The sequence below is a fragment of the Pseudoflavonifractor phocaeensis genome, assembly GCF_016901735.1.
Lineage (GTDB): Bacteria > Bacillota > Clostridia > Oscillospirales > Oscillospiraceae > Pseudoflavonifractor_A.
In genome coordinates this window covers 1-7,809 of the sequence record NZ_JACLZC010000091.1, presented here as the reverse complement: position 1 = coordinate 7,809, position 7,809 = coordinate 1, and the positions used below count along the sequence as shown (strand labels likewise).

Below are 7,809 nucleotides of genomic sequence, written 5' to 3'. Positions count from 1 at the left end.
GGCCCCTACCCTGGCGCCCGACGACGGCGGCCTCCCACAGGACAGCCTGTTTGTCACCGAGGCCCGCAAAAACTATGAAAGCGGCTCCCTCTCCCTCCAGATCCCCCGCCTGGACGTGGACGCTCCGGTGCTGGACGGCACCGACGAGAACACCCTCCTCCAGGGTCTGGGCCTCTACGATTACGCCCAGCTGCCCGGCGAGACCGGCGGCAACGTCTCCATTGCCGGACACCGCAACTGGGTCCGCAACGGCCAGATCACCGACGACGTGCCCTTCTACTACCTGGACACCCTGACCGACGGCGATTTCCTCTACCTGACCGACGAGACCCACATCTATCAGTACCTCTGGGAAAAGAGCTATGTGGTGGAGCCCAGCGACTGGAGCCCCATCTACTGCCACGGCTACTCTACCCTGACCCTGACCACCTGTACGCCCATCGGCGTCTCCGATCACCGGCTCATCATCCAGGCCCGGCTGATCCGGGTGCTGGACAACGACGGGACCTTTTCCTACCCGGCCGGTACCGCCGAGGAGGCCCAGAGCCTTGCAGCAACCACCCCACAGCCCGCGGAAACCACGGCTGTTGTACCATAAATCATCTTACTCTAACATCTATTATTTACTCTTAAGGAGGAACCTTCCATGTTTCGTACCCTGAAGAGCCGCGTGATCGCCGGCGTGATCGCCCTGGCCCTGGTGGCCGGCGGCGTGGGCACCGCCCTCTACATCAACGCCCAGGCCAAGACCATCCCCAACCGCATCACCCTCAGCAGCGGCGTGACCGTCTACTCCAACTCCAAGGCCGCCGTGGACGCCACCAACCTGGCCGAGGGCCTGGTGAGCATCAAGTATACCGGCGGTAAGAACGTGCGCATCAAGGTGCAGATCACCAAGACCGGCGGCACTACTTATACCTATAACCTCAACAACTCCGGCACCGCCGAGACCTTCCCCCTCACCGAGGGCGACGGCACCTACTCCATCAAGGTCTATGAGAACACCAGCGGCACCAAGTACGCCACCGCCTACTCCACCAGCGTCACCATGAAGCTGCGCAACGAGCTGCTGCCCTTCCTCTATCCCAACCAGTACGTCAACTTCACCGACACCTCCGCCGTGGTGTCCAAGGCCGCCGAGATTGTCTCCGCCGCCAACGCCACCACCGACGTGAAGAAGGTGGAGGCCATCTTCAACTGGGTCACCAAGAATTTTACCTATGACTACGCCCTGGCCGCCAATCCTCCCACGGGCTATCTGCCGGTGGTGGACTCGGTCCTGGCCGCCAAGAAGGGCATCTGCTTTGACTACTCCGCCGTCATGGCCTCCATGCTCCGCTCCCAGAACATCCCCTGCAAGCTGGTGGTGGGCTACGCCGGCACCGTCTACCACGCCTGGATCAACGTCTATCTGGAGGGCACCGGCTGGGTGGACTACTACATCTACTTCGACGGCGAGAACTGGACCCTGATGGACCCCACCTTCGTCTCCACCAGCAACGGCAGCATGGCCATCAAGAAGTACGTCACCAACGAAGCCAATTACAGCGAGAAGTACGCCTACTAAAACGCGGCCCCGCAGGGGGGAAAGGGAGATGTGCACATGAATCGCAAGGAACGCAAGAAGGCCCTCATGGGGCCTGACGAGCTGTCTGTCCTCTGCTATCAGCTCTCGCTGATGGTGGGGGCGGGCATCGGCTCGGAGGAGAGCGTGGGCATTCTGGCCGCCGACGCGCCCGAGGGAAAGGAGCGTCAGCTGCTCCAGAAGGTCCATGCCGTGCTGCTGGAGGGCGGCTCCCTCTCCCAGGCCCTGCGGGAGGCCGACCGCTTCCCCAACTACTTTCTCCGCATGGTGGAAATCGGTGAGCGCGCCGGCCGTCTGGACCGGGTGCTCACCGCCCTCTCCGCCTACTACCGCCGGGAGTCTGCCATCCGCGGCAGCCTCCGGCAGGCCATTCTCTACCCCGCCGTCATGGCGGTCCTCATCGCGGTGGTCTTTCTGGCCCTGGTGATGCGGGTGCTCCCTGTCTTTCAGCAGGTCTTTCAGCAGCTGGGAGTCAGTCTGTCCCCCATCGCCCAGGGCCTGATGCAGTTTGGCGACATCAGCAAATATGTGGCCATGGTCTTTGCCGTGGTGCTGGTGCTGGCGGCGGCCTGGGTGCTTTGGATGTTCCGCACCAGCAAGGGACAAGCCGCCATGAGCCGCCTGATGGGCCGTACCGCCGCCTCCCAGGCGGTGGACCGGAGCCGCTTCGCCGCCGCCATGGCCCTGATGCTCTCCAGCGGCCTGGCTCTGGACGAGGCCATGGACCGGGTGTGCGATCTGCTGGACGGCACCGCCCTCTCCCCCGCCCTGAACACCTGCCGCAAGGCCATGCTGGACGGCACCGCCTTCCCCAAGGCGGTGGAGGAGAGCGGGCTCTTTACCGGCCTTCAGGCCGGGCTTTTGTCCGCCGGCTTCCGCTCGGGCGTGTCGGAGCAGGCCATGGAGGAGCTGGCCCGCCGGTGTCAGAGCGAGGCCGACGAGAAGCTGGGCGCTCTGCTGGGCCGGTTTGAGTATACGCTGGTCATCGTGCTGTGTCTGGCGGTGGGGCTGGTGCTGCTGTCGGTGATGCTCCCTCTGCTGGGCGTGCTCTCCGCCATCGGCGGCTGAGCGGCGGAGACAGGAGGTGCCTATGCGTAATCATCCGTTGATCCGCCGGGTTCTGATGATCGTGCTGATGCTGGCGGTGCTGCCGGCGGCGCTGGCGCTGGCGGCGGGCGGTCTGGGCGGACAGGCGGACCAGGAGGGTCTGGCCATGACCGAGGCCTCCATCCGCCGGGCAGCCGTCCAGTGCTACGCGCTGGAGGGGATGTATCCCCCCAATCTGGACTATCTGAAAACCACCTACGGCGTCCAGGTGGACGAGGACCGGTATTTTGTAGATTATCAATATCTGGCCTCCAACCTGATGCCCGATATCACCGTCTTGGCCCTGTCCGATGTGGAAGCGCCCACGCCCTGACGGCCTTGGAAGGAGTGAGCCTGAATGAATGGAGCCAAATGGGTCTCCCCCCTGCGCGGCGCGCTGGTGGCGGCCCTGTGCGCCCTCTTTTTCCTGCTGGCCATGGGCGTCACCCTGATGGGCAGCAGCGTCTACCGGGGGGTTGTGGCCGCCTCTGACGAGAATTACGGCCAGCGCACCGCCCTGTCCTACGTGGTCAACCAGGTCCGCCGCTGCGCCGACTTGGAGGACGGGCAGGTCCTGGTGGGCCGATTCGACGGAACGGAGGCCCTGGCCCTCTCCGAGGGGGACTATGTGACCCTCCTCTACGTCTACGACGGGCAGCTTTGCACCCTCTACACCCAGTCCGGCTCCGGCCTCACCGCCGCTGACGGGGACGCCGTGCTGCCGGTGGACGCTTTGTCCTTCACCGTGTCCGACGGTCTGCTGACCATCACCCTCACCCAGGACGGCAGCCAGTACGCCACCAGCCTCATGCCCCGCTGCGGGGTGGATGTGACCGGGGAGGTGGCGGCATGAAGGGGGCCAAACGGTCCAATCTCTTTTTGCTGGAGCTGATCTTCAGCCTGTTCAGCTTTACCCTTTGCGCGGCGGTGTGTGTGGGGCTGCTGCTCCACGCCCGCGCCATGAGCCAGGAGAGCACCCGTCTGACCCAGGCGGTCTACCTGGCCCAGAGCGCCGCCGAAGCCCTCCGGGCCGGGCAGGAGGACGCCTGTCCTCAGCCGCCGGAGGGTTATACCCTTACCCCCCAGCTCACCAGCCGGGACGGCCTGGTGGAGGGGGAGATCCAGGTGGCCTATGAGGGGGAGACCATTTACACCCTCACGGTGGCCTGGCCCCAGGAGGTGACCGAACCGTGAAAGAGCAAACCCAGATGACCTCTCCCATGGGCATCGGCATCATCACCATCTTTACCGTGCTGCTGGTGCTCACCCTGTCCATCTTTGCCGCCCTGACCCTGTCCAGCGCCCGGGCGGATCTGGCCCTCTCTCAGATCAACGCCGACACGGTGTCCGCCTACTATTCCGCCGACGCCCAGGCCGCCCGGCTGTGGGCCGATTTTTCCGCCGGTCAGGCAGCCGAGCTGGAGCAGGACATTCCCATGACCGACAATCAGCATCTCCACATCCGCTTTTTCCGGGACGAGACCGGCGCGCCTGTCATCGGCGCCTGGACCACCGTCACCGACGAGCCGGCGGAGGAAGAGATCGCCGATACACCTCAGCTCTTTCAGGGCTTCCAGGAAGGAGAAGATACGCCATGACCATTGAAGAGATTCTGCGCCGCGCCGTTGCCGACGAGGCCTCCGACGTGTTGATTATCGCCGGTATGCCCGCCGGCTTCAAAATCAACGGCCTCATCCAGCGGGAGGGCCAGCGCCTGCTGCCGGACGACATCCGCACCCTGGTGGAGGAGCTCTACCGCCTGGCGGACAACCGGGATTTCAGCCGTCTCACCGCCTGCGGCGACGACGACTTCTCGGTCTCCATCCCCGGCCTCTCCCGCTTCCGCATCAACGCCTTCAAGCAGCGGGGCTCTCTGGGACTGGTCATCCGCGTGGTCTCCTTTTCCCTCCCAGACCGCAAAGCCCTGGGCATCCCCGACAACGTCATGGCCTTTGCCAACCGCACCAGAGGCATGGTGCTCATCACCGGCCCGGCGGGCAGCGGCAAGACCACCACCCTGGCCTGTCTGGTGGACCAGATCAACTCCACCCGCAACAGCCACATCATCACCATTGAGGACCCCATCGAGTACCTCCATCACCACAAGATGAGCGTGGTCACCCAGCGGGAGCTGTCCACCGACACCGCCTCCTATGACACCGCCCTCCGGGCCGCCCTCCGGGAGGCCCCCGATATCATCCTGCTGGGCGAGATGCGGGACGCCGACACCATCCGGGCCGCCGTCACCGCCGCCGAGACCGGACACCTGGTCATCTCCACCCTTCACACCGTGGGGGCGTCCAGCACCATCGACCGCATCGTGGACTCCTTCCCCTCCGAACAGCAGCAGCAGATCCGCACCCAGCTGTCCATGGTGCTGGAGGGCGTGGTCTCCCAGCAGCTCATCCCCACCGGGGACGGCTCCCTGGTGCCCGCCTTTGAGGTCATGAGCGTCAACAACGCCATTCGCAACATGATCCGGGAGTCCAAAGCCTACCAGATCGACAACGTCATCTCCCAGAGCGCCGCCGAGGGCATGGTCAGCATGGACCAGAGCCTGCTGCGCCTGGTCCAGAGTAAGCGCATCTCCGCCACCGAGGCCCTGCGGCACAGCATCAACAGCGAGTGGATGGAGCGGCGGCTCTCGGCCGGCGTATAAGGGGGTGTATCCGTGCCCGCGAAAATCAATCACTATGACGCGGTCCTGCGCATCTGTGTGGATGAGTGCCGGGTGGGCAGCATCCAGGGGCGGGTATTCAGCCGCCGGCTGACCGCCCCCCTCACCTTTTCCGACGTAGGCGACCTGCTGCTCCAGCTGGAGGAGATCTTCGACCGGCAGAATTTCCCCCAGGCCTTTGAGCGCAAGCGGACCTTTGGCGACGGCTGGGAGCCCATGGACCTGCCGCTGGCTCCCAGCCTGGCGGAGGGGATGGCTCCCGAAGCGGTGGCGGAAGCAGCCGGTCAGGTCACCACCTTCGAGCTCTATGTCATCACCCGCCGCAACACCACCTGGCAGGGCTTTGTGGACTGGCTGGACGGCAGCCCCCGCAGCGATTACCAGAGCGTATTGGCCCTCTTAAAGCTCATTGACCGCCATCTGCTCCCCTTTGTACAGGGCCGCAGACATTGACAAAAGGCAAAAAAATCCCCGCCGGAGTGATCCGGCGGGGATTTTCGACGCAAGTGTCAGACCAGCGCGAAGGCTTACTTGTGGTCGACAGAGTACATGTGCTCGATGAGCTCCAGGACCTTGTTGGAGTAGCCGACCTCGTTGTCGTACCAGGAGACGACCTTCACGAAGGTGTCGGTCAGAGCGATACCGGCCTTCTTGTCGAAGATGGAGGTACGGGTGTCGCCCAGGAAGTCGGAGGAAACCACGTCCTCGTCGGTGTAGCCCAGAACGCCCTTCAGCTCGCCCTCGGAGGCGGCCTTCATAGCGGCGCAGATCTCATCATAGGTGGCGGGCTTGGCCAGGTTGACGGTCAGGTCGACCACGGACACGTCCAGGGTGGGAACACGCATGGACATACCGGTCAGCTTGCCGTTCAGAGCGGGGATGACCTTGCCCACGGCCTTGGCGGCGCCGGTGGAAGAGGGGATGATGTTGCCGGAAGCAGCGCGGCCGCCGCGCCAATCCTTCATGGAGACACCGTCAACGGTCTTCTGAGTGGCGGTGGTGGAGTGAACGGTGGTCATCAGGCCGTCGGTGATGCCGAAGGCGTCGTTGAGGACCTTGGCGATGGGGGCCAGGCAGTTGGTGGTGCAGGAGGCGTTGGACACGAAGTCCATGTCGGAGGTGTACTTGTCCAGGTTCACGCCGCACACGAACATGGGGGTGTCGTCCTTGGAAGGAGCGGACATGACGACCTTCTTGGCGCCGGCCTTCAGGTGGGCCTGGGCCTTCTCCTTGGTCAGGAACAGGCCGGTGGACTCCACGACGTACTCAGCGCCCAGATCGCCCCAGGGGATGTTGGCGGGATCGCGCTCGGCGAAAACGGGGATGCTCTTGCCATTGACCACGATGCCCTTGTCGTCGCTGCTCACATCGGCGGCGAACTTGCCGTGCATGGTGTCGTACTTCAGCATATAAGCCAGATAGTCGGCGGGGCACAGGTCATTGATGCCGACGATCTCGATCTCGGGGTGATTGACGGTGGCACGGAAAACCATGCGGCCGATGCGGCCAAAGCCATTGATACCAACTTTGATGCTCATTGGAATCTCTCCTTCACAAAGTTTTTGGTGTGTTACCTTGGTGTGTTACCTTCGCGCGTTCCTATTATATCCCAAGTCAGCCAAAAAGAAAAGAGGGCTTTTGCAAAAAAACTGTGAATTCCACAGAAAGCCGGAAAACAAATTCGACAATATCCGACATTATAACACATAAGCCGACAATTAAGCTTGTTGCGCGGACCAGTATTTGCTATACTCATATTAAGTGAGAAAACTAAGCGCCCACTGCATATGCTAGGGAAGCACATTTCGGCGCCGGTTGGAGAGGAGCGTGGACCAATATGGAGGTAAAGGACTGGATACCTGACTTACTGGAGGAGCTGCGGGAGCAGGTGGGCAATCTCTCCGCCGCCCTCCAACTGCTTACGCCGGTGATCCGGGAACAGGATCGGAAATATGACCAATATCTGGCCATTGCCAATCAGAGTATCTACCGGATGCTCCGCCTCATGCGCAGCGCCGATTTTGCCGACCTGGCGCGCCGGGGCGAGGCCCCGCTGTTTCGTCCCCGGCCGCTGGACCTTTTCCAGCTGACCCAGCAGCTGTCCGATCAGCTCTCCTCGGTGTGCCGGGAGCTCCAGGTCTCCTTCCGCTATGAACAGGAGGGCAAGGGCTGCCTGCTCTCCGGCGACCCCCATCTCCTCAGAAGGATGCTCCTCCTCCTTATGGACAACGCCCTCCACGCCGCCGGCCCGAAGGGCGCGGTGGGGCTGCGCCTGTCCGCCAACGGACAGCGGGCCCTTTTCACCGTGTGGGACAGCGGCGGCTCTTCTTCCGGCGACCCGCTGGAGCGCCGGGGCGGCGCCCTGGGCCTGGGGCTGGACATCGCCCATGAGATCGCCAAGCTCCACGGCGGCTCCCTGGTGCTGGAGCCCCGCCGGGAGGGGGGCGCCCTGGCCCTGGTC

The 7,809-nt window shown here is 63.6% G+C and carries 11 protein-coding genes; 10 read left to right on the top strand and 1 reads right to left on the bottom strand.

Going from position 1 to position 7,809, the window contains the following annotated elements; translation table 11 throughout:
* From H7U37_RS13840 to H7U37_RS13800, 9 genes are all read left to right on the top strand, one after another.
* Window positions 1-598, top strand: a 598-nt coding sequence (locus tag H7U37_RS13840) for a sortase (RefSeq protein ID WP_204876597.1), incomplete at its 5' end; no start/stop codon positions are given.
* Between the two features lie 48 nt (window positions 599-646).
* Window positions 647-1,567, top strand: a complete 921-nt coding sequence (locus H7U37_RS16120) for a transglutaminase-like domain-containing protein (RefSeq protein WP_204876596.1) — start codon at window positions 647-649, stop codon at window positions 1,565-1,567.
* Window positions 1,568-1,603: 36 nt separating this feature from the next.
* Window positions 1,604-2,653, top strand: coding sequence for a type II secretion system F family protein (locus H7U37_RS13830; RefSeq protein ID WP_204876592.1), 1,050 nt, complete (start codon window positions 1,604-1,606; stop codon window positions 2,651-2,653).
* 22 nt (window positions 2,654-2,675) lie between these two features.
* Window positions 2,676-3,005, top strand: coding sequence for a hypothetical protein (locus tag H7U37_RS13825; RefSeq protein ID WP_204876591.1), 330 nt, complete (start codon window positions 2,676-2,678; stop codon window positions 3,003-3,005).
* Window positions 3,006-3,029: 24 nt separating this feature from the next.
* Window positions 3,030-3,524 carry a DUF4860 domain-containing protein gene (locus tag H7U37_RS13820; protein ID WP_204876590.1) on the top strand — a complete coding sequence of 165 codons (495 nt, stop codon included), beginning with the start codon at window positions 3,030-3,032 and terminating at the stop codon, window positions 3,522-3,524.
* On the top strand, window positions 3,521-3,865 hold the full coding sequence (locus H7U37_RS13815) for a type IV pilus modification PilV family protein (protein ID WP_204876589.1): 345 nt from the start codon (window positions 3,521-3,523) through the stop codon (window positions 3,863-3,865). Before H7U37_RS13820 ends, H7U37_RS13815 begins: the two co-directional genes overlap by 4 nt.
* On the top strand, window positions 3,862-4,269 hold the full coding sequence (locus H7U37_RS13810) for a hypothetical protein (protein ID WP_204876588.1): 408 nt from the start codon (window positions 3,862-3,864) through the stop codon (window positions 4,267-4,269). The genes H7U37_RS13815 and H7U37_RS13810 overlap by 4 nt, the downstream gene beginning before the upstream one ends.
* On the top strand, window positions 4,266-5,330 hold the full coding sequence (locus H7U37_RS13805; protein WP_204876587.1) for a type IV pilus twitching motility protein PilT: 1,065 nt from the start codon (window positions 4,266-4,268) through the stop codon (window positions 5,328-5,330). Before H7U37_RS13810 ends, H7U37_RS13805 begins: the two co-directional genes overlap by 4 nt.
* Window positions 5,331-5,342: 12 nt before the next feature.
* Window positions 5,343-5,801 carry a hypothetical protein gene (locus H7U37_RS13800; protein ID WP_204876581.1) on the top strand — a complete coding sequence of 153 codons (459 nt, stop codon included), beginning with the start codon at window positions 5,343-5,345 and terminating at the stop codon, window positions 5,799-5,801.
* 74 nt (window positions 5,802-5,875) lie between these two features.
* Here the strand turns inward: H7U37_RS13800 and gap are convergent, their stop codons facing one another.
* Window positions 5,876-6,886 (bottom strand): type I glyceraldehyde-3-phosphate dehydrogenase, encoded by a 1,011-nt coding sequence (gap, locus tag H7U37_RS13795; RefSeq protein WP_204876579.1) that lies wholly within the window; start codon window positions 6,884-6,886, stop codon window positions 5,876-5,878.
* A gap of 299 nt (window positions 6,887-7,185) precedes the next feature.
* Here gap and H7U37_RS13790 point away from each other — a divergent pair.
* A partial coding sequence (locus tag H7U37_RS13790) for a sensor histidine kinase (RefSeq protein WP_204876576.1) occupies window positions 7,186-7,809 on the top strand: 624 nt, incomplete at its 3' end.